The following is a 24,242-nucleotide window of genomic DNA, read 5'->3' as shown; positions in this document are numbered from 1 at the left end:
TTTAACTTAATAGAATGTAGTTTTTATAAAATGAGTGAGGTTTTTTATGTATTTCGAAACAAAGATTAAAATAGCCTTGATAAAACCAAGTAAAGTGTCTTTTTCCTTTGTTCTATCACTAAACAATAAACTAGGATAAAACGAAAGTCCGCTTGAAAACGATTATTATAACTAAAATCAGATAAAAAATAAGCAAAAAAAAACACACAAGAAGAACCATTAAAATGCTTCTTCTTGTGTGTTTTTTAATCCGTTTAACTTAATAACTCTAATCCAGTAAATCAGGCGTATTAAGTATTAATTCTATTTTTCTTATAATAACAATGACTTGATTCATTTGAGCTTCTATATTTCTAAAATAGATACTTATATCTCTATTAACCCAACTTTCTGAAATCACTCTAGCTCCTAAACTAATTCTTAGAATGGCACTTTGAAGATCGTTACCATATTTTACATTTACAGCTTGTCCGATATGACATCTTTGAGCCGCTAACCTAACCGTTTCTAAAGGATACCCTTCAAACTGCTCTGAAATGTCTGAGTTTAATAATTTATATAATTTTTTAACGTTTTCCACCGATAAGGCTTCGTTATCTTTTATGATAAAAAATGGAAAGATGGTACGGATGTTTCTAATCCCAAATTCATGAACCGTGGTACTGTCCGTTTTTGTTAAGTCACTATATAACTGTTCTAAAAATGGTGCATCTTTAATAGAGTCCTCTACAAAATTACAGAACATCTCTATTCCTAAGTTGCGATATAAAATTGGCGTTTTGTAATATCTATCCATTTCTACTATAGCCGCATTCCAACGCATGTAAGAGCCATAATTAAAGCCATCTGACAGGTTTTTAGAACACGACCAAGCTGCTGGCCAATCTGAACGATTATAATACTGATTTAAACTAGAAGGTAATGGGATTTTCGCAGATTCAATTTGTTTACCAATGTGCTCTGGAATAATTAAAGCTCCTGCATACGGAGGTCCTGTAAAGTATTTACTTCCTGTAATAGAAACGATATAATCATTATTTAAATAATTTTGAATATCGGTAGGATCTAATCGTAATTGTGCCGCATCTACAACTATTTGTAATGCCAAATCTTCCGATTTATTTAATTTCTGCATCATCTCTTCACTAGGCGATTGATATCCTAGTTTTGAGTGATCCATAACATGCAACACCACTTGTTTACCTTGTTTATTAGTTTCCGAAATAACATTAAATACTTCTTTATCTAATTGATCTGCAGATTTTAACTTTCCACTTTCATCTCTAAACGGGATTTTAATGATATCTACAGGTCTGAAACCTTCAATTTTATCACCTTTTTTAACAGGGTAATTTAATGCCGTAGTATTCTCAAAATGACATCCATTTAAAGCGCCAGCGACACCACTTCCTGTTTCATCCGATGCAATTAAAACATGGGTAATTTCTTTTTCTGTAATAATTTGGGTGATTGCTGCTACTTGCAACGAAGAATCTGTTCCTGATGGTGAAAAGATAATTTGGCACTCATCATTTAATTCAAACAAATTTTTAAGATTGTTTTTTAAAGATTCTGCATAAGACATCGTCGTGTCCTTAAAACCATTTTTTAAACTATCTTTAATTAAAATGCTTCTTACTTTTGCCGCTTTATCGAAAGCAAAGTTAGAAACGCTTGTCGCTGTAGAAGACGCAAAAGTAAATGCATCTGGTCTTGGAAATGGGCGACACCCATATTTATTTAATAAATCAATTTCGTCTATATTTAATCTAAGATCTCCACCAGACATCAATAGATACTCGGTTGGTTTAGCAAGATTTTCGACTATTGGTTTCCAAGATTCTTGAAATGCTTTATTGGAGTTATCAATACCATGAAATCCCTGTAACTCTTCGTTAGCTAATAATGATTCTGGACTATAATCGGCATCACTTTTAATTAAATCCAGTAACGTATAACCCGATATTTCCAGTTTTTCTTTATCTTCTTTTGGTAATAACTCATAGAAAATTCTAGTCACTTCAAAGGCCGCGATATCGCATAATACCGTATCCTCTTCTTTATCATTTAACGCTTTGTACCACAATTGCCATTCAATACCATATCTTAAATAAACTAAAGCTAGAACCGGCTTTCTTAAATATAACGAACCAATTACAATGGCCTTATTGGGTATAATTTTAAATATTCTAGGTTCCTTTTCGGACGTAATAATGTGGATGTTATTGAGTTTAGGAACTGTATTAAAACGTTTTAAAACGTGAACAAGATCATTTACATTCTCTTTTTCAAACAAATGAGTTCTTTTATATTGATCCTCAATAGGTAAATTATTCAGCATAGGTAGTTAAATTAAAAACGTTCCTGTGAACGCTATCTTCAATCGCGATTTTTTACGGCGTAAATAATCAGTTAATAATTAATATTTTAAGTTTATTTAAACAAATTATATTCATTTAAATGTATTTAAAAGTCTATACATTAAGACTTGCAATCCTTACACATAGTTCCATTTTCGGTATGAGACATGTCTCCAAAACATGTATCGCATTTTAAATCGACTGTATTGAATTCATATTCACCACCCTCAAATATAATAGACTTTCCTTCAACAAAGGCGCGTCCTATTTTTTTTAACGCAGAATTATAAATTCGAGTTAGTGTAGGTCTCGAAATTTCCATTCTAGTTGAAGCATCGTCTTGCGAAAGATCGTCATGAATCACCAATTTTATGGTTTCATATTCCTCATATTGCATTAAAATATGCTCATTGTCGTTTCCAAGTATTCCGAAAGGCTTAAAGCCCTTCATCTTTGGAGGAGAATCGACTTTTCTTATTTTTCTTCGACGTGGCATTTATTAAAATTTTGGCAAAAATAATGAACTTGCGTTCACATCTAAAGAATTTTACTAATAAAATTAAATAAGATATATATTTATTTTACATCATTATTAGATGAATTTCCCTCCAACAAAACCTTATGCTTTGTAAACCAATTACATACAATTTATTCTTAATTATATTTTAAAGATTAAATAATAAAGTTTGTATAGTCTTAAATAGATAACCTTGGACCATACCCGCTAAAAATGGATTAAAAACAACATTACACGTCCTTTAATAATTTCCAAACATGGAACAAAATGAATATATTATTATTATAACATCGATTAAAATTAGATTTCAATTTAATTGAGACTGATTGTTTTTTTATCTTTATACTGAGTTAGGAAAGGACTTTTTTCAAGACTATTATATCTATACTCTTATTCTAAATTTAAAATCTCGATGTATGACTATTAAAAGCAGCTTACTTTTTGCCATTATTTTTTCATTTTTAGCATGTGAATCGGGAGAAAAAAAAGCCCCCATTGCTCAAGCAGTTATAACACAGAAAGAAGAAAATCCTACACCACAAAACTTTAATTCGTATTGGTATTCTGGCAAGGCAGAAATTAGTAGTTATGATGTAAAACAGTCCAGATATGGCGAAATGAGGGATGCCGAAGTGGTTTTAGTTTTTGTTACAGAACCGTTCTCCTTAAGCAAACAAGTAAAGTTAGATCGGCCTAAAGAGGCAGGAGAAGATAAAGTTTCTGTTATGAAACTGAATAATGTCCGTAAATTTAATACAGGTATTTACGATTATTCTATACTAACTTCCACCTTCACGCCTATCGATTCTAAAAACCATCCCTTAACTTTAAAATCTACTACCAGCATCCAGGAATGGTGCGGACAAACCTATACACAACTCAATCTTGATGGTGACAACTACCAATTTAAGCAATTCTCTTATCTTGAATCGGATGGAGATGAAGAAAAAACATTGAAAGCGACCTTATTAGAGGAAGATTTAATGACACGTATTCGTATTAACAATGGAGCGTTAGCTTTAGGTGAAACATCTTTAATTCCGTCGACTATTTACAGTCGTTTTTCTCATAAAAATATGCAACCTGAAACAGCTACTATTAGTAAGAAAACTATAGCAAACACACTACAATATACTATTACATATACCACGATAGAGCGCACATTAACTATTGATGTAGAAAATACTTTTCCTTATAAAATTATGAAATGGACAGAAGATAATGGAGATGACTTAATTACTACGGCAACCCTAAAATCTAGCTTGCACGAACCTTATTGGAATCAGAAAAGTGTAGCAGACGAAGCACAACGCGATGCTCTTAAATTGGTAAAATAGTAATTGTTTTTATTTTTAATGGGATTATTTCCATATACACCCCTCTCTGCTATTACAAGAAATTAACAGTTTCCATATTTAATTTGAAACCATTTTAGTTCTAAAAACAACGCATTTAAAAAATAGTCAAATCTTATTGGCTGAATACAATTGCCCGTTTACTTAAAAGTCACCCCCATTAATTGATTGCAACAAATTCATGTGTTTGTAATCTTTAGTTTTATCCTACAAACTGAGATTATTTTAAATCGATTCAATTAACAATCAAGAAAAACACAAAAAAATGAAAAAAACAATCAGAACATTAGTATTCACAACTTTGGCAATTTCTTTATTTATAGGTTGCTCTAGTGATGAATCTTCTACGAGTAGTGACTCAAGTTCTACCGACGACACCACAAATCAGGGGGATGATAATGATGATGATGATGATGATGATGATACTGTCACAGAATTACACGCTGCCTTTGAAGCATTTAATACCGAAGCTACCACTATTTATTTGGACGGATCGAAAGTGGTCATAGAAACTACAGGTTTACCAGATCACGAAACCGTATACTGGGGAGAAGGCAATGAATTATACAGAGAAGAATCTGATGTAGCCACCACGCCGTCAATTATGTCTAGTAATAACAATGCCGTAACAATTACCGTAGATGCGACTCCTGATTTAACCGGAAATACAGTAGATACAGAATTAAACACCATAGGTATCGCAGTTAGTGGTGCTTCAATATTTAACGACCAAGAAGGTGGTGGTGCTTTAGATCAGGCCGCTGCTAGTTTAGATTGGACCGGGGCTCATATTGGCCCAGGCGTTTATCATTATCATTTAGAACCTGTAGCATTTACAGATGATGACGATAGCTTAGCTGGAATTCTATTAGACGGTGTCTTTCTATACGGTAGAAAATGTTTTTCTACAGGCACGTATCCAACAGATTTAGACGCGTCTGGAGGACATACAACTGCAACGCAATACACCGATGGCGCAGAAGAATACCATTACCATATTATTAACGAAATATACTCGACTACAGGATCGTATTTAGCTTTTGCAGGTCCGTTTCAAGGTTATTAATTCATGAAAACATATTATTTTATAGCTGTGTTCTCTTTATTCTTTTTTACTGGCTGTAATACCAAAACAGCCAATAAAAAAGAGATTTCTACCGATGCTTCTTTAGACATTAACAGCATAGAAGTTTTAAAATCAGATTTAGTTTTAAATCAAGTGGAAGGCCGATGGTATTATAAAGACAAACCCTATTTTGGTTATTCAGTAGCCTATCATTCTAACGATACATTGGCAGAAAAAATAGGATTTGTAAACGGAAAAAGAGAGGGCATAGCTAGAAGATGGTCCGACAAAGGTATACTTAGAGTTGAATTATTTTACAAACACAACCGTTTAGACGGCACGTATAAAACGTGGTGGGATAACAGTGTTCTGTCTTCGCAAACCTATTACGAAAATGGCGTAAAACAGGGTTCTGAAAAAGAATGGTATCCTACAGGGCAATTGGCAAAACACAGACAACTTGTTAATGGAAAAGAGAACGGATTACAAAAGGCTTGGTTAAAAAACGGAACCTTATATGTAAATTATGAAGCCAAAAACGGACGAATTTTTGGTATGAAAAGAGCGAATTCATGTTATAAACTAGAAAATGAAGTTATTAAAAAAGATAAAAAATTATAGACCTTTATTAGGCCTACTCCTAGTATTTAGTACCAGCTGTAAAACTGATCAAAAAAAGGAAGAGACTATAACTGTAGAAACGAGCAGAGTCGATTACCTTCCATATTACGAAGATGAATCTTTCACCCCCAATTGGATCACTCCAGGCTCTGAAGAAGAACAGACATTTCACAAAATTCCAGATTTTAAATTAGTGAATCAGTTAGGTGATACAATTACCCAAAAGACATTCGAGGATAAAATATATGTAACCGATTTTTTCTTTACTATTTGCCCTGGAATTTGTCCGCAATTAGCCGAAAGCATGCTAAAAGTTCAGGACGAATTTAAAGATGATCCTGATGTTCTTATGCTCTCTCATTCAGTAATGCCTTCAACAGATTCTGTTCCAGTTTTAAAAGCATACGCTAAATCTCATAATGTTATTAATAACAAATGGCATTTAGTAACCGGCGATAAAAAAGAAATTTACGACCTAGGCAGAAATCAGTATTTTGTAGAAAACGACTTGGGTGTACCAAAAAGTTTAGACGATTTTCTTCATACCGAAAACTTTTTACTCATTGATAAAAACAAACATATTAGAGGTATTTATAATGGCTTAAACAGAGCTTCTATAGCGCAATTAATAACTGATATTAAAGCATTAAAAACAGAGCAATTATAATAGTAAAGTATGTACCGTTTCTATGTTGTAAATAAAATAAAAACTTAATATTCTATAAGAAAACGCTAAAACTCTAGTTTTAGCGTTTTCTTATTTTCTAAATAGTATTAACTATAACACTTCAGAATAAATACTATTGAATACCTATTATCATCTAAAATTTTCTATTTAAGGAATAACCGTACAATTATTCGTAACTTTGTTTGCTTTAATTTAGGCAAAATTCTAGGTTAATATTGGAACCAATAACAGTGTAATGAATTATAAACACTTAGTAGAAGAGATAAAAGAAAATAGTCAGCGTTTTAAAAATAAAAATGCGGTTTATTTTAAGGACAATACGCGTAATACATGGGAAGGCATATCTTGGTTAGATTTTGAGTCTCGAATAGAAATCTTATCTAAAGCCCTATTAAATTACGGTATTACAGAGCAACAAAACATCGCAATTTTCTCCGAAAACATGCCTAATTGGGTTATTGCAGATTGCGCAATAATGCGAGTTAGAGCTGTGACTATACCCATTTATGCTACAAATTCTAAAAAAGAAGTTGAATATGTCGTAAACGATGCCGAGGTAAGTTTACTTTTTGCAGGAGACCAGAATGAATATGATAAAGCCTACGAACTTCTTGAAAGCTCTAGCTATTTAAAACAAATAGTTGCTTTAACTAAAACCATTAAACTTCAACCAACAGGAAACTCTATTTATTTAGAAGATTTCATCGATTTTGAACCTTCTGAAGCGATTGATACCGAACTTCAAAAAAGGTATTACGAGTGTGACTACGAAGATATAGCAAGTATTATTTATACCTCTGGAACTACAGGAGAACCAAAAGGTGTTATGTTAGATTACACCAATTTTGGCGGATCTTTAGTTGGACATGATTACGAGTTAGACGTTTCAGAAAAAGATGTCTCGCTAAGTTTTCTTCCTTTAAGTCATATTTACGAACGTAGTTGGGTATTTTTCTGTTTGAAAAAAGGAATTGAAGTCTACTTTAACCAAGATCCTAAAAAAATTGTAGATGTTATTAAAGAAGTAAAACCTACTTTAATGTGTACAGTTCCCCGCATATTCGAAAAGATTTTTGCGGCCATCCAAGATAAAAGGAAAGAGGCTTCACCTACTAAAATGAAATTAGCAAGTTGGGCTTTAGGTATTGGAAATAATTACTATAACAAACACAAACGCCTAGAAAAGAAAGTCCCTACTTCGCTTAAATTAAAATATAAAATTGCCGATAAATTAGTACTAAGTAAATTACGAGATGTATTTGGCGGACGTATAAAATTTATGCCTTGTGGCGGTGCGCCTTTAGCTCCAGAAATGGTATCGTTTTTCCATTCGTTTGGTTTAAATATAAAATGTGGCTACGGTTTAACAGAAACAACTGCAACCGTGACGTTATTTGGAGATACCCACTTCGAATTTAATTCGGCAGGAAAACCCATAGAAGGATCTCAAATTAAAATTGGTCACAATAACGAAGTGTTAGTAAAAGGTCCTGGAGTTATGAAAGGCTATTATAAGAAACCAGAAGCTACAGCCGAAGTTTTTGAAAATGGTTGGTTTAAAACTGGAGATGCCGGTAAAATAGACGAAAAAGGAAACTTAATTATTACAGACAGAATTAAGGATTTAATGAAAACGTCTGGTGGTAAATATATAGCACCTCAAAAACTAGAAAATGCCTTAATTACAGATTCGTTTATAGAACAAATTGCAGTGATTGGAGACCAGCAAAAATATGTAACAGCATTGGCTGTTCCTAGTTTTGAAAATTTAAAAAAATACGCATTAGAACACAAGATTAGCTTTAAAAATGCTGAAGACCTTATTTTAGATAATCAGATTATAGATCTTTTTGAGAAACGTTTCGAAGAACTTCAGAAAGAATTTTCAAAATTTGAAAAAATTAAAAAGTTCACCTTGTTACCTAAAGAGTTTAGTATAGAAGCTGGAGAAATTACAGCGACTTTAAAATTAAAACGAAAGGTAATCCATAACAAATACAAAGAGCTTATCGATAAAATGTATTCGGATTAAAACTGCAGTTTAATCGTCTTTCATAATTATTTTTCGGTACTCTAAATATAAAACCAGTTAAAAATGGTCAAAATTCACGAAGCTTGGCGACAACTTAAAAGTCGCCAAAATGCTTCTAGAACATCCACTTCCCTACTCACTTAGAAAACAATGAATTTATTTTTAAAGCCCAAACTAAGGAAGTAATTTAGAGCTCCGTATATATTGCTAATACGAATGTTCAAAATTTATAGCAAAAAATAGGGTTTCCATTTTAGCCAAAACCAAGGGTTATTGTAATATTGTTATTTAAGAATCCGTATTGAAAACAACAGAACAAAATAAATCGTGTTGGACCATGTGCTTGGATTGCCAAGGACTTGGAAAAAAAAAGCGTAGAATCCGCAAAAAAGATCGAATTCGATATCAAAATGCATTAGACGCATTTAATAAATCAACACATCAGGAAAAACCACCTAAACCTCTACAAACCAGTTATTATCCTTGCACGTCATGTCATGGATCTGGAATACTTCCTAATACATACCAACCTATTCCCGATACAGATAAATATCCGCATGTCGCTATAATTGGCGCAGGCATTGGAGGCGTAGCTTTAGCTGTAGCCTGTTTACACAGACACATACCTTTTACTCTCTTTGAGCGCGATTCAGATTTTAATGCTCGATCTCAAGGCTATGGTTTAACATTACAACAAGCCAGCAAAGCGATGTCGGGATTTGGAATATTAGAATTAGAAGCAGGTATAGTATCCACACGCCATGTTGTACACACTACCAATGGTACTGTGATTGGCGAATGGGGCTTCAGAAAATGGATGCAATCAGAATCACAAACCACTGGAAAGAAAACTAATATTCATATTCCTAGACAATCGCTCCGATTAGCACTTCTAAACCAGCTTTCGAATCAAGATACCGTGCAATGGGGACATAAATTAATAGATTATAATATAACTGAAGGTCAAAAAACCGAACTTAAATTTCAGGTCGACGACCATATAATAACAACTACTGCAGATTTGGTTGTTGGCGCAGATGGCATCAGAAGCACAGTACGTGAACTCCTTATTGGCGAAGCTCATTCTCCATTACGCTATCTAAATTGTATCGTTATTTTAGGGATTTGTCCTTTAGAAAAGTTTAAACATATTGAAAGTGATTTATTAGATTCTGCCACTGTATTTCAAACAGCAAATGGTAACGAACGCATTTATATGATGCCATTTTCTCCAGATTCTATCATGTGGCAACTCAGTTTCCCTATGTCAGAATCCGATGCCAAAGCATTAAGCTCGCAAGGATCTAAAGCCCTTAAAATAGAAGCTTGTAAAAGAACACTTTGGCACGCCCCTATTCCTGAGATTATGGAAGCCACCCACGACTCTCAGATTTCTGGTTATCCGGTATACGACCGTAAATTACTTACGACTGAAGAATTAGCACAAGAGCATCAAATCACCCTTTTGGGAGACGCTGCCCATCCTATGAGTCCTTTTAAAGGACAAGGAGCTAATCAAGCTTTATTGGATGCATTATCTCTAGCCAGAAGTATTACAAAGAGTTGTCTGTCTTCAGGTACATGGAAAACTGAAGGCCTCCGAAAACAAATACTAACCCCATTTGAAACAGAAATGTTATCCCGAAGTGCTTCTAAAGTTAAAGATTCGGCTGCAGCGGCACAGTTTTTACATTCAGACATTGTACTTAAAAAAGGGGATGCTCCAAGAGGAAGTGCGCTAAAACCTTAAACTATTTGGAGTCCTGTAAACCCCAGGCATCTAAACCTCTTAAAATAGCCTCAAGAGACAAGCCTCTAGCCGTTAATTTATACTCTACATGCGGTGGCACCACAGGAAATACAGTTCTTTCTACAAGACCGTCTTTTTCTAATTCACGAACGGTTTGAGTAAACATTTTGTTAGAAATACCTTCAATATGTTTTTGTAAAATTCCCGAACGTAATCCGCCTTCTAATAAATGGAATAAAATGAGAGGTTTCCATTTGGTTCCTATTAAATTCATCGTATAATTAAGCGGACATTTAATTTCTTTCTTCAAAATCAAAATTTTATATTACTGATAATTATTATTTTACTCACTTAGGTAACTATAATACTTTTTAGTATGTACTTGCCAAACACGCAAATATAGACTAATTTTGAAATCTAAATAAGATATTATGTCAACAAAACAAGATTATCCAAAATCATTTTCACATATTGGAATCACCGTTCCAGATATTCATAAGGCTGTAAAATTCTATACAGAAGTTATGGGCTGGTATACCATAATGGAACCCTCGACCATAAAAAAAGAAAAGGAAACTGCCATTGGTATCATGTGTATCGATGTTTTTGGTGAAGACTGGGAAGAATTTGAAATCGCACATTTATCGACTTCAGATGGTGTTGGTGTCGAAATATTCTGTTTCCCACACGGCGTAAAAGAAGCACCAGAATTCAGTCCGTTTAACACAGGATTATTTCACTTTAGTATTCAAGATCCAAACATCGAAGATTTAATTGATAAAATAGTGGCCTATGGTGGTAAACAACGTATGCCAATTCGGGAATATTACCCGAATGAAAAACCATTTAAAATGTGTTATGTAGAAGACCCTTTTGGGATTGTTTTTGAAATTTACACCCACAGTTACGAGTTAACATATTCTTCAGGAGCATATACCAAATAGGCTATTGGATATTTTTATACATAAAGCGTAAGTCTTAACAGGCTTACGCTTTTTTATTCTATGACTGGGAGTAACATCCATCACTTGAATAGAGTACTATTTCTAGTTAAAAGCTATCAGTAAATCCTTGTTGATACATTTGTTTAGAACATTAGATTTTTCATATAAACACAATCAAATTACAATAGGATTAATGTGATTTTTACATGGAATTTGGTTAAATTTATACTTCATTTAGGCGTAAAAACACAGGATAAATCATACTGTTGAAGGGTATCCTATTTACACCTGTATAGCACTATATTATTAGTATTTTAAACATCAATTTCATGAATACCAAAACAGAAATTTTAGAGTACGATTTTGAATCTTTATCACATAAAATACTACCTGGAAATTCAGATTATGAATGTGCTAAACACCATATAAAATTAAAAAGTACTTCGAAGTTCCATACCGAAGTTGGTACCATAAACGACAATGTCCATATTAAAGATATTTGTGTAGATGAGAATCGGTTTTTTAAATACCAAATTATAAAACCCAAAGGCCAAGCAGTGGCTAAAAACGTAATCTTTTTGTTGCACGGTTTTAACGAGAGAGATTGGACTAAATATTTGCCATGGGCACAAGCGATATGTATAGGTACTGGGAGCCACGTTGTTTTATTTCCGTTAGCGTTCCATATGCAACGAGCTCCTAAACATTGGAGTAGTAAACGAGCCATGTATATCCTAAGTGAAAACAGAAAAAAGCGTTATCCTAACGTGGTGCATTCTACCTTATCCAATGTTGCAATAAGTATGAGATTGCATGCCATGCCACAGCGTTTCATTTATTCGGGGTTACAAACCTATTACGATTTTATTCAACTTATCGAAAATTTTAGATCAGGCTCTAACCCGGAAATTAGCAAAGATTTTAAGTTTGATATTTTCGGCTATTCTATAGGTGGTTTTCTTGCTCAAATTTTAAAATTAACCAATTACAACAATTATTTTTCAGATACCAAAATGTGTTTATTCTGTAGCGGTACAACCTTTAATCGCCTCTCTTCGGTATCAAAGTTTATTTTAGATAGTGAAGCCAATGTTGCGCTGTACTCTTTTTTAATTGAACATTTCGATAAATTTTTAAAGAAAGATGAAATATTGAGTCATTATATTTTAAACGACCATATGGAAGGAGAAGTCTTTAATTGTATGCTAGACTATCAGAAAAAAAGAGAGTTTAGAGAAGGGCTATTAAAAACCTACGAAGATCAAATTTATGGGATCACGCTAAAAAAAGACAAAGTCATCCCCTCTTTTGAAGTCATTAACACCTTAAAAGGAGCTTACAGAGATATAAATATAAAGGTAGATGAAATAGATTTTGATCGCGACTATACTCACGAAAACCCATTCCCTATCAATACAGACTGTGAAGATCAAATTATGAATGATTTTAATATGGTTTTCGACAAGGTTTGCGACTTTTACAATGCCTAAATAGCTTCAATATTTAATTCATCTCACAATTACACATGGCTTAATTAATGATAAGTTTAGGCAAAATTCTGGTTTTAAATAATCAACTTTATTAGAACTATGGATGTTTACATTCATGTTCTAAAGAATGTTAAAATTATTTTAAAAAATCGATTGAGTTAAAAATGCTCTAGCGAAACCATTATTTTCATAAAAAAGCTATAATTATGAGAAAAAACAGACCCTTATTACTCCTTTTTATTCTGATTTCGTTCGTTGCTTGTAAAACGAAGGAGGAAAAAGAAATGAAGGTTTCCGAAGAAAAGAAAGAAATGATTTCCCAAAAACCTGCAGACACTGTGCAAACTGCCATTGGAGAACTTATTTTACCAAAACCCTATGCCACAGAATCTGTTAGAAAAGAAAATAATCTAGTAGATTGGCCAGAAGGTAAAATGCCAACTGCTCCTGAAGGCTTTACTGTAACAAAACTAGCCGATGGTTTTAATAATCCAAGATGGACTTACATTGGTCCGAATGGAGATATGTTTGTATGCGAAGCCAATACTAAAAAAAGCGCTGGGCGTATTACAGTTTTAAGAGATCAAAATAACGATGGTACAATAGAACTGCGAGAAACTTTTCTAGAAGAATTAAAACAACCGCTAGGCATGTTAATTATTGGCGAGCATTTTTATGTAGCCAATACCGATGGTTTATATAAATACCCTTATAAAGTGGGGCAAACTAAACTAGATGCCACTAAAGGTAAAAAGATTGTAGAACTTCCTGCTGGTGGGTATAATAACCATTGGACGCGTAATATTATTACCAATTCCGCTGAAGACAAAATTTATATTTCTGTAGGTTCGGCAAGTAACGTCGGAGAATATGGTATGGATGAAGAAATTAGACGTGCCAATATTTTGGAAGTAGATTTAAACGGAGAGAACGAAAAAATCTATGCTAGTGGACTTAGAAATCCAGTAGGAATGGATTGGAATCCGGTTAATGGCGAGCTTTGGACCGCTGTAAACGAACGTGACGAAATTGGCGACAATCTCGTACCCGACTATGTAACAAGTGTAAAAGAAGGCGGGTTTTACGGCTGGCCATATGCCTATTATGGTTCTATAGAAGACCCTAGACTAGCTGGAAAAGCACCAGAATTGGTAGCTAAAACGCTAGTGCCAGATGTGTCCGTAGGACCGCACACAGCATCTTTAGGGTTAACTTTTTACGACAAAAATAGTTTTCCTGAAAAGTATAAAAATGGGGTGTTTGTTGGACAACATGGATCTTGGAATCGTTCTGTACTTTCTGGATACCGTGTCGTTTTTATTCCTTTTAAAGACGGTAAACCAACTTCAGAACCACAAGATTTTCTAACTGGATTTATAGCCGAAAATAGTGAAACAGATGTTTATGGAAGACCTGTTTGCGTTACTGTTACTCCTGCAGGAGACTTGTTAGTAAACGACGATTCTGGTAACACCATTTGGAAAGTAAGTTACACCAACTAGAACATTTAAAATCTAAAGTCAATCCCCTCAACTTAACTTTATGAAATTTACACCCTTTAAAATAATGGCGATTATTTTTTTAATCGCCATTATAAATCCATTATATGCTCAAAATATAAACGGTAAAATATTTAATTCTGAGCACGCCCCTATTTCCGATGTTTCTATTGTATTAAACTACAAAGTGATTGCTAAAACAAATGCCGAAGGTCACTTTACGTTAACTGAACAGTATGAACTTCCTTTAAATCTTAAATTAGAGCATCCCGATTATTATATAAAAACCGTAACCTTATCGCAATACAAAAGCGATTTTCAATTAACTGCTTTAGATAAAACGGAAGATCTAGAAAAAGTAATTATTTCTTCAACCTATCAGAAAGAAAGTAAAGTTATAATTCCCACAACTAAAATATCGTCACAGAAATTTAATGAGTATAGCCCTACAGATTTAGTATCGGCTATAAATGAAACTCCAGGTGTCTATATTCAGAGTGGTGCATTAAACACCAATAGAATAGTAATTCGTGGTGTTGGTTCGAGAACACTGTATGGGACTAATAAAATACGTGCCTATTTTAATGGAATTCCAATAACCAATGGAACCGGAGAAACGGCAATAGATGCTTTTGATCCTGAAGATTTAGAAAATTTAGAAATTGTAAAGGGGCCAAAAGCTACACAATACGGCACAAACTTAGGTGGTACCTTATTATTAAATTCTAAAACGGCATTAGAAGGCGAAACGTATATTAAAAATAATTTTACTGTAGGAAGCTATGGTTTAATCAAGAACAGCTTGTCGCTTGCAACCGCTAATGAAAAATTAACATTCAATATTAATTACGATCACTTAGAAACCGATGGCTTTCGTGACAATAGCAATTACAATCGAAACGCGTTTTTATTAACATCGAGTTATAAATTCAATGCGAAGAACGAGATTGGTGTTTTAGTAAATTACACCGATTATGATGCACAGATTCCAAGTTCAATTAGCAAATCTGCCTTTGAAGAAGATCCGTCGCAAGCCGCGTTTACTTGGGGATCTGCTCAAGGTTACGAAGACAATAAACAAATTTTAACAGGTATAAATTATACCCATCGTTTTTCTGAAACCTTTAGTAACACCACGTCTTTATTTTACAGCTATTTAGATCATTACGAGCCGAGACCTTTTAATATATTAGATGAATTCACTAATGGTTATGGTGCTAGAACACTATTTGCAAAAGATTTTAAGTTTTTAGAATCTAACGCCAATTTAAGTTTTGGAGGTGAACTTTATAAAGATGAATACCATTGGAAAACCATAGAGAATCGTTACGAGGATAATAATGGAAACGGCAGTTTAGAAGGAGAACTTTTAAGTGACAATATAGAAAAACGAAATAATTTGAATGTTTTTGCCACGGTGACTTTACCATTTACTGAAAAATTAAAAGCGCAATTGGGTATAAATATGAATACTACCAACTAAAATTTTAAAGATGAATTTAATTTGGACGAAAACAACAAAAATGCCGACCGTGATTTCGATCCTATTTTTGCACCCAACTTAAATGTGGTATATCAATTTACTCCAACTTTAAGTGCTTATGCCAATGTGAGTCGGGGTTTTAATTATCCGTCTATTGAAGAAACCCTAACACCCGAAGGTGTGGTAAACCCTGAATTAGGTCCTGAGACAGGCTTTAATTACGAAATAGGTAGTGAAATCTATTTATTTAATAGTGCATTGCATATGCAACTTTCTGCTTACCTACTCGATATAGACAATTTATTAGTAGCCGATCGTGTTGGCGAAGATCAGTACATTGGCCGAAATGCCGGTAAAACAGAACATAAAGGAATTGAATTGTCGGTTTTATACACCCATATGTTTTCAAACGGATTTTATATCTCGCCTTATGTAAACGCAGAATTATCTGATAATAAATTTATCAATTTTGTAGATGATGATAATGATTATTCAGGAAATGAACTCACAGGAGTTCCAGATACTAAGATAAATGGTGGTATACATATTGGATTTAAAAACTTAGTTTTAAATACCAATTTTCTTCATGTTGGAGATATGCCTCTAGACGATGCTAACACCCTTAACTCCGATCCGTACACCGTATTTAACGCAAAACTTTCTTATACTAAAGATATTACGGAGCACCTATTTATCGGACTTAACGCAGGCTTAAACAATTTTACCGACGAAAGCTACGCATCTTCTATACTTATAAATGCTGTAGGCTTCGGAAATTCGGAACCACGATATTATTATCCGGGCATGCCAAGAAATTGGTTTGGTGGTATTAAAATTGGATACACCATTTAAATTGCCAATCTTAAAAATGATCGAATAACTTTTTGTTATTCCTTTAATAAAACACCATCAGCTTCAAAACGATATTCAAATTTTGGAGCTGTTATGGCTGCGATCTGATCTTCAGATTCACCTGCATCTTCCGCGTAGTGTCTTAATTCTTCAACAGACGTTTCTGTAACGAATGCTTTACCGTTAATTACAACATCACCCACTGCATTTAATGGCATAAAAAAACCATAATCTTTAAACTTTACCATGACGTCATTTTCTCCATCGATATCTAAAGTCATCCAACATCCTTTTTTAGGACACACTTTAATAATTTTTCCTTTCATCTTAGAATCAACCGTATCTCCTACTTTTAAATTTTGATACAGTTCTGTGATGCGCTCAGAGTCTAATACATCATCAACAGTGATTTCATCTCCAAACGATGCATAAATCATTTCTGGTCCGTCCGCTTCTAAAGTGGATTCAGCAGTTTTAGATTCATTTTTACAAGACAAGATGCTCAAACTAATTGCTAAAAGAAAAATAATATGTTTCATAGGGAATGGATTTATTAATTGATTACAAATTTAAATAAATAAAAAGAATTTTAGCTTTTAATATTTAAACCAACAAAAAGCCATAGCGAAAACTGCTATGGCTTACTTATTATTAGAAAGGTGTAACTGAATACAGCTCATTTTTTTGGAAAATAAAAAACATAAAATTATCTAATATTAAGATTTAGATGTTACTGTTTCGTACGTTCTAGGCGTTTCGGCAGTAATAACCATAATTTTGCCTTTCGCTTCTTTTAAAGCGACTTGTAAATCTAGTTTCTTTACGGTTGGATTTTTAAAAGTTTTATAATAATACGCACCGTTTTTAGTATCTGCTGCAGAAGTCCAAACGGTATACTCGGACATGGATGTGTTTTTTTCTTTTTGTTTTACAATTCCGATTGGAATATCGAAGTTATTTAAAATATGAAAGGCTCTAAACACACCTTCCTCCTCGTCCTTGCATGGCTCGGCCGCATTTACAAACGCCGATGCTCTTACAAATCGAGATGCCGAAGTAAAATCTCCTGGCAATCCTACCATTCCGGTTCCTTCACTTAAAGGCGCATAAGTTTCTCCATTTAATTTAATACCACCTACATTATCTGGAGTCAGATTAATATAATTTCTTAGATTAGTAAGATGCCAATCGTAAGATGGGTTATTCGTAATAACCTGTACTGTATTATCAAATATTTGCAAACCGTTTTTAGAGTATTCTATTATAATAGATTGCCCCGATTTATCGGTAACTGTATAATGAAACGGAGCTACGCCCTGAATTTGTTTCATAAAAGTCCCCACTACTGTAATATCTTTTAAACCAGCTTTTACTTCTTCTACTGTAGCAAAACTTCCTAAAACAAAATTCCCCATTTCTTCACTAGAGACAGCCTTAGATTGATTACTTGTTGTCAGTTCCTCATACACAGCATAACCACTAAAATAAAAGCTTCCTAAATATAATCCTGCTTCGTTAATACCGTCTACCACAATATGTTTCCCGACAGCATTCATACCGGCAAAGCCATATTTCGCTTTCATTTTATAACCATCCTTATTATTTACAGAGCTTAAAAAATTAATCGAAGTTCCTTTAGGAATAACTAGAATATTAGATTGCGGATCGAATCCAAACTCTAAAGTTCTCGCAGGAATAACACTACCATTTTCTGTTCTAATAATAATTCCAGTACATCCAAAACTGACTTGTATACACAGAAAATAGCACACAAATAACAACGAAAAACCTTTTTTTACATTCATAATATTTCTAATTAGAAGTAAAATATAGATGCTGTTAACGTACTAATACAGACATTGAAAAGCATTTTAATTTCACTTGGGTTGATTTACTCTAAAAATAAATCATTGTATTAATTTAACAGCACATATTGTAATATTTTAATTTTAAGAAATTACTTTTTAAATAAATGAATTAAAACCCATGATTATTCATCAATTTTACATTTTAATTGACTTAAAATCCGTTATTAATAATTAACATTTATTTATAAGGCTTTAAGGGCCCTCCGGCGTTTGATAACATCGAGAGTTGTTTTGATTTGTAGTATATTGACATCCAAAAAAAAAACAACTTCATGAAAATTAAAATTACCCTAGTTTTTCTCTTAACTTCAATTTTTAGCTTTGCTCAAAAAAAAATCCTTGAGCATTCCGACAAATCCCTTTGGAATAAAATAAAAACTGAAGCCATTTCTCCTGATGGAAATTATGTTATGTATACCTTAGAACAAGGCGAAAAGGATACGTATTTAAAAATTAAAGATTCTAAAGCCAAACTTATTCTTGAGCATGATCGTGCTAAAAACGGAACATTCACCTATAATTCTGAAATGGCTCTTTTTACTATAAATGCTTGGAAAGATAGTATTGTAGAATTAAAACGAGATAAAGTAAAAAAAGAAGATCTTCCTAAAGACACGCTAGGTATTTATAGTTTTAAAAATAAATCCCTATTAAAAATAGCAAACGTGTCTTCGTATAAAACGCCTGAAAAATGGGATGGGTATCTTGCTTATATGCTGGCAGAAGTAAAAGCAAAAAAGAAACCAAAAGACAGCCTTTCTGAGGATAAAAAACAAGATACTTTAAGTCAACCCAAAAAGAAAAAGAAGGGTAAAAAAGTAAACAAGAAAAATGGATACCATCTTGTTCTTAGAAATTTAGATACTCAAAAAGAAGATACCATAAAGTTTGTAACCCATTACACTTTTGCAAAAGAAGGACAACGACTTGCCTATACCACTACTGGAGATACAGCCAACTTTAAAGCTGGTGCTTATGTTCTAAATATAGAAAACAACACACAAACTCAAATTTTTGAAGGCCATGAAAAGGTAAAATACTATCAATTAAATTTTAGTGATTCTGGTGAAAAATTAGGATTTGTTGCCGATTTAGATTCTACAAAAGTACAAGAGCGACCGAATGAATTATACGTTTGGAAAACAGGAGATACTAAAGCGAATCCAATCCTGAATAAAGATACTGCGCCAAAAGGCTATCGCGTTTCTGCAGACGGACGATTAAACTTTTCAGAAAACGAGTCTAAGTTATATTTTGGTTTAGGCGCACCAAGTATAATTAAAGATACTACGCTATTAGCTGAGGAAATTTCAAGTGTAGAAGTGTGGACGTATAACGAATCTAGATTATACACTGTTCAGGAATTAGCTATGGACCGCGATCGAAAAAAATCTTACGAAACGGTTCTCGATTTAAACACTAATAAAATCACTCAATTGGGAAGCTTAACGTATCCAAATGTTAATATTGGAGACGAAGGAAATTCTAATATAGCCTTAATAAGCACACCAGAACCTTACTATTTAGAAAGTCAGTGGACAGGAATTAGAGCTTCAGATTACGCTTTGGTAAATACAACCACAGGAGAAACTAAGCCTGTTTTAAGTAATATGCCTGGAGGTATGCGTTTAAGTCCGAAGGCTAAATATGCCTATGGATACAATCAAATAGATAGTACTTGGATAAGTTATAATGTAAGTACGGGTAAATTAATTAATCTAACGAAAGACAAAGTATTTTACGACGAACTTAACGATTCTCCTAAATATCCTAGATCCTACGGTGTTGCCGGCTGGACAACAAACGATGAGGAAGTACTAATTTACGACAGGTTCGATGTTTGGTCTGTAAATCCAGATACTGGCGAAATGTCAAGACTAACCAATGGAAGAGAAACGCATACGCAATATCGTTACATTCAATTAGATGAAGAAGAACGCCATTTAGACACAGATAAAACTTGGTTATTTTCTACGTTTAATGAAGACACAAAACATTCAGGATATTTTAAGTACGATTCTAAACGAAAAAAGGGAAGCCAAATTTTAGAAGGCCCTTACAAGTATTCTACACCAAGAATGGCACAGCAAAGTACAGAAGTGATATTCACTAGATCTTCTTTTACGGAATTTCCAGACCTTAGATATTCAGATTTAAGTTTTAAAAAACAAATAAAAATTAGTGATGCCAATCCGCAACAAAAAGATTACAATTGGGGAACCGCAGAGCTAGTAAATTGGACCTCTTTAGATGGTAAGCCTTTAAAAGGAATGCTGATTAAGCCAGAAAATTTCGATCCATCTAAAAAGTATCCGATGATTGTTAATTTCTACGAACGAAGTTCAGATAGATTATACGATCATAAAGCACCATCTTTTGGACTTTCTACTATTAATTATAGTTTTTACACCAGTAGAGGTTACCTTATTTTTAATCCAGATATAGAATATCGCGATGGTTATCCTGGAGAAAGCGCCTACAATTGCTTAATGCCCGGAGTAACATCTCTTATCGCAAAAGGATTTGTAGACGAAGATAATATCGGACTTCAAGGCCATAGTTGGGGAGCATATCAAATTGCGTATATAATTACTAAAACCGATTTATTTAAGGCTGTAGAATCTGGGGCTCCTGTAGTAAATATGGTAAGTGCTTATGGAGGTATCCGTTGGGGTACTGGTTTAAGCAGACAGTTTCAATACGAGCATACCCAAAGTAGAATTGGAGGAACACCATGGGAATACCCAATGCGATATATAGAAAACTCACCTATTTTTAATCTCGATAAAATAAATACACCTGTGTTAATTATGCATAATGATGCCGATGGACATGTGCCATGGTACCAAGGTATTGAGTTTTTTGTGAGTTTACGTCGTTTAGGAAAACCGTCGTGGTTACTTAATTATAACGGAGAGCCACACTGGCCTAGAAAACTACAAAACCGAAAAGATTTTAATCTAAGAATGTCTCAATATTTTGATCATTACTTAAAAGGCGCTCCAAAACCAATGTGGATGGAACGTGGTGTCCCTGCTTTAGAAAAAGGAATAAATCAAGGTTATGAATTGCAGGAGAAATAGTACTTTTATGCAATAGTGATACAATTCAAAAAATTTAAGCGCTTAGGGTGTGATGAAACAAAACCACTATAGCGCTTAAATTATTGAAAATTCAATTAGGCTTTAATAGACAAAAAACAATTCATTTAGTTCTCCGCAAAGACAAGAGTATGTTCAGTAAAAATAAAATCTACGCATTAATTTTTATAGCACTTCTACCCTTTTTCATGGTTTCGTGTAAATCAAGTTCTACAATAAAAGATTCTACAATAACTAGAAACTCTAAGAAATCTGAAAAAGCACCTTATGTGATATTGGTATCTTTAGATGGCTTCCGTTGGGATTATGTCGAGAAATATAAACCGAAGCATCTTTCTAATTTTATAAAAAACGGGGTTCAAGCAGAGTCTTTAATACCGTCTTATCCTTCTAAAACGTTTCCTAATCATTACACCATTGTAACAGGAATGTATCCTGAAAATCATGGTTTAATTGGGAATGCCTTTTACAGCTATAAAAAAGATGTCACGTATGCCATTAGAAATAGAGACATGGTGGAAGATGGTACGTTTTATGGAGGGACTCCGATTTGGGTTTTGGCAGACCAGAATGATATGGTATCGTCAAGTTACTTTTTTGTTGGATCGGAGGCAGATATCCAAGGAGTACACCCAACTTACTACCGTAAATATGATGGATCAATTACAAATGAAACACGCATTTCGGAAACTCTAGAATGGTTAAAGTTACCTGAAGCCGAAAGACCGCACATGCTTACCATGTATTTCTCGGATATAGATGATATCGGTCACAAATACAGCCCTAGCAACGATGAACAACTAACAAAAGCAATCCTTAATTTAGACACCCAATTGGGAGCATTATTTAAAGGCGTTGCAGAGACTGGTTTGGATATAAACATTATTATAGTATCCGACCATGGAATGACTACAGTTGAAGCTGAAAATTTCATCTCTATCGACGAGGTGGCAAATCCAGAACTTTATACCCTTATAGATAATGGTAGTATTTTAAATATTCATCCTAAAGCTAACGTCACTATAGATTCCGTTCTAAAGATTTTAAAACGGAAAGAAAATAATTTTAAAGTCTACAAAACAAAAGATACTCCTGGCTTTGAATATTCACCTAAAAATAAAGATTGGGGTCCAATCCAGATTATTCCTGATTTTGGATATTATTTTTCATATCCATCGCGAATAGAGAGTATGAAAACAAATGGAGTTACTGCCGTAGGTGTTCATGGTTACGATACCAGACACAAAGACATGCACGGCATTTTTTATGCTAATGGACCTGCATTTAAATCGGATTACATAATACCATCCTTTAAAAACATTGATATTTATCCTTTAATGTGCAAACTTTTAGATCTTAAAACTCCAACGTCTATCGATGGAAATTTAGACATTATAAAAGATGCTCTAAAATAAGAATCGGCATAAACGTAGTGTAATCGTTCGTTTCACTTAAAAATAATTTGTACTTTTTAAGTGAAATATTAAATTGATAACTGATCAAGAGACAGTAAATAAAATAGACTAAAATCATAAAACAAATTATAATACAACTTAAACTATGGCAAAAAAACTGGTAACATTTGGTGAAGTAATGATGCGTTTATCTCCTCCAGGATATTTAAAATTTTCGCAAGCAAACTCTTTCGAACTTGTTTACGGTGGTGGCGAAGCAAACGTCGCCATTTCATGTGCTTATCTTGGCATGAAAGCCGCACACATGACACGATTTCCCGATAATGCCATAGGCCGAGCTGCGACTCAGTTTTTACGTAAAAATTGGCTAAGTAGCGATCAAATTATATATGGCGATAACAAATTGGGAATGTATTTCCTAGAAAAAGGAGCTGTACACAGACCAAGTGTTGTGGTTTACGAAAGAGAAGGTTCTGCGTTTTCTTTAATTCAGCCTGGAATGATAGACTGGGAAGATGTCTTAAAAGACGCCGATTGGTTTCATTGGACAGGAATTACACCGGCTATTTCAGATGGAGCGGCTATGTGCCTATTAGAAGCTATAAAAACAGCAAACAAAATGGGTATTATGGTTTCTGGTGATATTAACTCTAGAAAAAATATGTGGAAATATGGGAAAACCATGCAAGAGGTCATGCCCACTCTCGTGCAACACTGTGACATTGTAATAACCAGCCCTCGCGGCATTAATGAAATGTTTGGATTAGGAGAAATTGGTGGAAAATTTAAAGATTCTGCGAAAGCTCTTATGGATGCTTATCCAAGAATTAAGAATGTAGTAGGTAAAAAAAGGAAATCGATTAGTGCGTCCGAACAAGAAATACAAGGAAGAATCTGGAATGGAACCGAATATATTAAGACAGAAACTTTTGAGATTTCTCATGTTATAGATCGTGTGGGTACAGGTGATGCCTTTGCTGCGGGGTTAATATACGGACTCTTACATTACGACGACGACTTGGATGCCCTTAATTTTGCTTCGGCAGCATGTGCTTTAAAACACACTATCCTTGGCGATGTTAATATGGCGACATTAGAAAACGTAAAAAGCTTAATGGGTGGTGACACATCAGGAGCATTAAAACGTTAATTGCAAAAACAGAATCGATTGTTCTAAGCTGTTTAGAATAATTAAAAGCTA

Annotated in this window: 19 protein-coding genes; 14 read left to right on the top strand and 5 right to left on the bottom strand. The window is 33.7% G+C overall.

The window, feature by feature from the left end; translation table 11 throughout:
* Nucleotides 1–268: 268 nt before the first annotated feature.
* Both ACKC83_RS13550 and ACKC83_RS13545 read right to left on the bottom strand, forming a co-directional pair.
* Nucleotides 269–2,341, bottom strand: a complete 2,073-nt coding sequence (locus ACKC83_RS13550; RefSeq protein ID WP_434035923.1) for a hypothetical protein — start codon at nucleotides 2,339–2,341, stop codon at nucleotides 269–271.
* 140 nt (nucleotides 2,342–2,481) lie between these two features.
* Entirely contained in the window at nucleotides 2,482–2,856 is a 375-nt protein-coding gene (locus ACKC83_RS13545) for a DUF134 domain-containing protein (RefSeq protein WP_434035922.1), read from the bottom strand.
* Nucleotides 2,857–3,293: 437 nt separating this feature from the next.
* On the opposite strand from ACKC83_RS13545, the gene ACKC83_RS13540 reads away from it, so the two are divergent.
* The 6 genes from ACKC83_RS13540 to ACKC83_RS13515 all read left to right on the top strand — a co-directional run bounded on the left by ACKC83_RS13540 (nucleotide 3,294) and on the right by ACKC83_RS13515 (nucleotide 10,389).
* Nucleotides 3,294–4,214 carry a septum formation inhibitor Maf gene (locus ACKC83_RS13540; protein ID WP_434035921.1) on the top strand — a complete coding sequence of 307 codons (921 nt, stop codon included), beginning with the start codon at nucleotides 3,294–3,296 and terminating at the stop codon, nucleotides 4,212–4,214.
* Between the two features lie 283 nt (nucleotides 4,215–4,497).
* On the top strand, nucleotides 4,498–5,298 hold the full coding sequence (locus ACKC83_RS13535; RefSeq protein WP_434035920.1) for a YHYH protein: 801 nt from the start codon (nucleotides 4,498–4,500) through the stop codon (nucleotides 5,296–5,298).
* Nucleotides 5,299–5,301: 3 nt separating this feature from the next.
* Entirely contained in the window at nucleotides 5,302–5,919 is a 618-nt protein-coding gene (locus tag ACKC83_RS13530; protein ID WP_434035919.1) for a toxin-antitoxin system YwqK family antitoxin, read from the top strand.
* Nucleotides 5,888–6,586, top strand: a complete 699-nt coding sequence (locus tag ACKC83_RS13525; protein ID WP_434035918.1) for an SCO family protein — start codon at nucleotides 5,888–5,890, stop codon at nucleotides 6,584–6,586. The genes ACKC83_RS13530 and ACKC83_RS13525 overlap by 32 nt, the downstream gene beginning before the upstream one ends.
* Nucleotides 6,587–6,842: 256 nt before the next feature.
* Nucleotides 6,843–8,639: an AMP-dependent synthetase/ligase gene (locus ACKC83_RS13520; RefSeq protein ID WP_434035917.1), complete on the top strand. Its 1,797-nt coding sequence runs from the start codon at nucleotides 6,843–6,845 to the stop codon at nucleotides 8,637–8,639.
* A 337-nt stretch (nucleotides 8,640–8,976) separates the two neighbouring features.
* Nucleotides 8,977–10,389, top strand: coding sequence for an FAD-dependent oxidoreductase (locus ACKC83_RS13515; RefSeq protein ID WP_434037784.1), 1,413 nt, complete (start codon nucleotides 8,977–8,979; stop codon nucleotides 10,387–10,389).
* A gap of 1 nt (nucleotide 10,390) precedes the next feature.
* Here the strand turns inward: ACKC83_RS13515 and ACKC83_RS13510 are convergent, their stop codons facing one another.
* On the bottom strand, nucleotides 10,391–10,663 hold the full coding sequence (locus ACKC83_RS13510) for a winged helix-turn-helix transcriptional regulator (protein ID WP_414035075.1): 273 nt from the start codon (nucleotides 10,661–10,663) through the stop codon (nucleotides 10,391–10,393).
* 157 nt (nucleotides 10,664–10,820) lie between these two features.
* Here ACKC83_RS13510 and ACKC83_RS13505 point away from each other — a divergent pair, with 157 nt between their 5' ends.
* From ACKC83_RS13505 to ACKC83_RS13485, 5 genes are all read left to right on the top strand, one after another.
* Entirely contained in the window at nucleotides 10,821–11,333 is a 513-nt protein-coding gene (locus ACKC83_RS13505) for a VOC family protein (protein WP_414034726.1), read from the top strand.
* 329 nt (nucleotides 11,334–11,662) lie between these two features.
* Entirely contained in the window at nucleotides 11,663–12,823 is a 1,161-nt protein-coding gene (locus ACKC83_RS13500; RefSeq protein WP_434035916.1) for a DUF6051 family protein, read from the top strand.
* Between the two features lie 206 nt (nucleotides 12,824–13,029).
* Complete coding sequence (locus ACKC83_RS13495) at nucleotides 13,030–14,325, top strand: PQQ-dependent sugar dehydrogenase (protein WP_434035915.1); 1,296 nt, start codon at nucleotides 13,030–13,032, stop codon at nucleotides 14,323–14,325.
* 64 nt (nucleotides 14,326–14,389) lie between these two features.
* Entirely contained in the window at nucleotides 14,390–15,805 is a 1,416-nt protein-coding gene (locus ACKC83_RS13490; RefSeq protein WP_434035914.1) for a TonB-dependent receptor plug domain-containing protein, read from the top strand.
* A 21-nt stretch (nucleotides 15,806–15,826) separates the two neighbouring features.
* Nucleotides 15,827–16,657, top strand: a complete 831-nt coding sequence (locus tag ACKC83_RS13485; RefSeq protein ID WP_434035913.1) for a TonB-dependent receptor domain-containing protein — start codon at nucleotides 15,827–15,829, stop codon at nucleotides 16,655–16,657.
* Between the two features lie 35 nt (nucleotides 16,658–16,692).
* Here ACKC83_RS13485 and ACKC83_RS13480 read toward each other — a convergent pair whose 3' ends face one another.
* Nucleotides 16,693–17,196 (bottom strand): DUF4920 domain-containing protein, encoded by a 504-nt coding sequence (locus tag ACKC83_RS13480; protein ID WP_414034730.1) that lies wholly within the window; start codon nucleotides 17,194–17,196, stop codon nucleotides 16,693–16,695.
* Between the two features lie 177 nt (nucleotides 17,197–17,373).
* Nucleotides 17,374–18,462, bottom strand: coding sequence for a linear amide C-N hydrolase (locus ACKC83_RS13475; protein WP_434035912.1), 1,089 nt, complete (start codon nucleotides 18,460–18,462; stop codon nucleotides 17,374–17,376).
* 335 nt (nucleotides 18,463–18,797) lie between these two features.
* Between ACKC83_RS13475 and ACKC83_RS13470 the strand changes: the two genes are divergently transcribed.
* From ACKC83_RS13470 to ACKC83_RS13460, 3 genes are all read left to right on the top strand, one after another.
* Entirely contained in the window at nucleotides 18,798–21,608 is a 2,811-nt protein-coding gene (locus ACKC83_RS13470) for an alpha/beta hydrolase family protein (RefSeq protein ID WP_434035911.1), read from the top strand.
* A 206-nt stretch (nucleotides 21,609–21,814) separates the two neighbouring features.
* Nucleotides 21,815–23,041 (top strand): alkaline phosphatase family protein, encoded by a 1,227-nt coding sequence (locus ACKC83_RS13465; RefSeq protein WP_434035910.1) that lies wholly within the window; start codon nucleotides 21,815–21,817, stop codon nucleotides 23,039–23,041.
* Between the two features lie 145 nt (nucleotides 23,042–23,186).
* Nucleotides 23,187–24,191, top strand: coding sequence for a sugar kinase (locus ACKC83_RS13460; RefSeq protein WP_414034734.1), 1,005 nt, complete (start codon nucleotides 23,187–23,189; stop codon nucleotides 24,189–24,191).
* The last annotated feature ends 51 nt before the right edge of the window (nucleotides 24,192–24,242 follow it).

Origin of the sequence: Formosa bonchosmolovskayae (assembly GCF_051016085.1) — a bacterium.
Classification (GTDB): Bacteria; Bacteroidota; Bacteroidia; order Flavobacteriales; family Flavobacteriaceae; genus Formosa.
Note: the sequence above shows the minus strand (reverse complement) of the source record. Positions and strands in the feature narration are given on the sequence as shown.

Excerpts from the sequence above, each read along its gene's own strand:
- ACKC83_RS13490 (WP_434035914.1), top strand. The coding sequence starts at position 14,390 with ATGGCGATTATTTTTTTAATCGCCATTATAAATCCATTATATGCTCAA.
- ACKC83_RS13480 (WP_414034730.1), bottom strand. The coding sequence starts at position 17,196 with ATGAAACATATTATTTTTCTTTTAGCAATTAGTTTGAGCATCTTGTCT.
- ACKC83_RS13530 (WP_434035919.1), top strand. The coding sequence starts at position 5,302 with ATGAAAACATATTATTTTATAGCTGTGTTCTCTTTATTCTTTTTTACT.
- ACKC83_RS13460 (WP_414034734.1), top strand. The coding sequence starts at position 23,187 with ATGGCAAAAAAACTGGTAACATTTGGTGAAGTAATGATGCGTTTATCT.
- ACKC83_RS13525 (WP_434035918.1), top strand. The coding sequence starts at position 5,888 with ATGAAGTTATTAAAAAAGATAAAAAATTATAGACCTTTATTAGGCCTA.
- ACKC83_RS13475 (WP_434035912.1), bottom strand. The coding sequence starts at position 18,462 with ATGAATGTAAAAAAAGGTTTTTCGTTGTTATTTGTGTGCTATTTTCTG.
- ACKC83_RS13505 (WP_414034726.1), top strand. The coding sequence starts at position 10,821 with ATGTCAACAAAACAAGATTATCCAAAATCATTTTCACATATTGGAATC.
- ACKC83_RS13520 (WP_434035917.1), top strand. The coding sequence starts at position 6,843 with ATGAATTATAAACACTTAGTAGAAGAGATAAAAGAAAATAGTCAGCGT.
- ACKC83_RS13540 (WP_434035921.1), top strand. The coding sequence starts at position 3,294 with ATGACTATTAAAAGCAGCTTACTTTTTGCCATTATTTTTTCATTTTTA.
- ACKC83_RS13550 (WP_434035923.1), bottom strand. The coding sequence starts at position 2,341 with ATGCTGAATAATTTACCTATTGAGGATCAATATAAAAGAACTCATTTG.
- ACKC83_RS13470 (WP_434035911.1), top strand. The coding sequence starts at position 18,798 with ATGAAAATTAAAATTACCCTAGTTTTTCTCTTAACTTCAATTTTTAGC.
- ACKC83_RS13495 (WP_434035915.1), top strand. The coding sequence starts at position 13,030 with ATGAGAAAAAACAGACCCTTATTACTCCTTTTTATTCTGATTTCGTTC.
- ACKC83_RS13500 (WP_434035916.1), top strand. The coding sequence starts at position 11,663 with ATGAATACCAAAACAGAAATTTTAGAGTACGATTTTGAATCTTTATCA.
- ACKC83_RS13465 (WP_434035910.1), top strand. The coding sequence starts at position 21,815 with ATGGTTTCGTGTAAATCAAGTTCTACAATAAAAGATTCTACAATAACT.
- ACKC83_RS13535 (WP_434035920.1), top strand. The coding sequence starts at position 4,498 with ATGAAAAAAACAATCAGAACATTAGTATTCACAACTTTGGCAATTTCT.
- ACKC83_RS13510 (WP_414035075.1), bottom strand. The coding sequence starts at position 10,663 with ATGAATTTAATAGGAACCAAATGGAAACCTCTCATTTTATTCCATTTA.
- ACKC83_RS13515 (WP_434037784.1), top strand. The coding sequence starts at position 8,977 with ATGTGCTTGGATTGCCAAGGACTTGGAAAAAAAAAGCGTAGAATCCGC.
- ACKC83_RS13545 (WP_434035922.1), bottom strand. The coding sequence starts at position 2,856 with ATGCCACGTCGAAGAAAAATAAGAAAAGTCGATTCTCCTCCAAAGATG.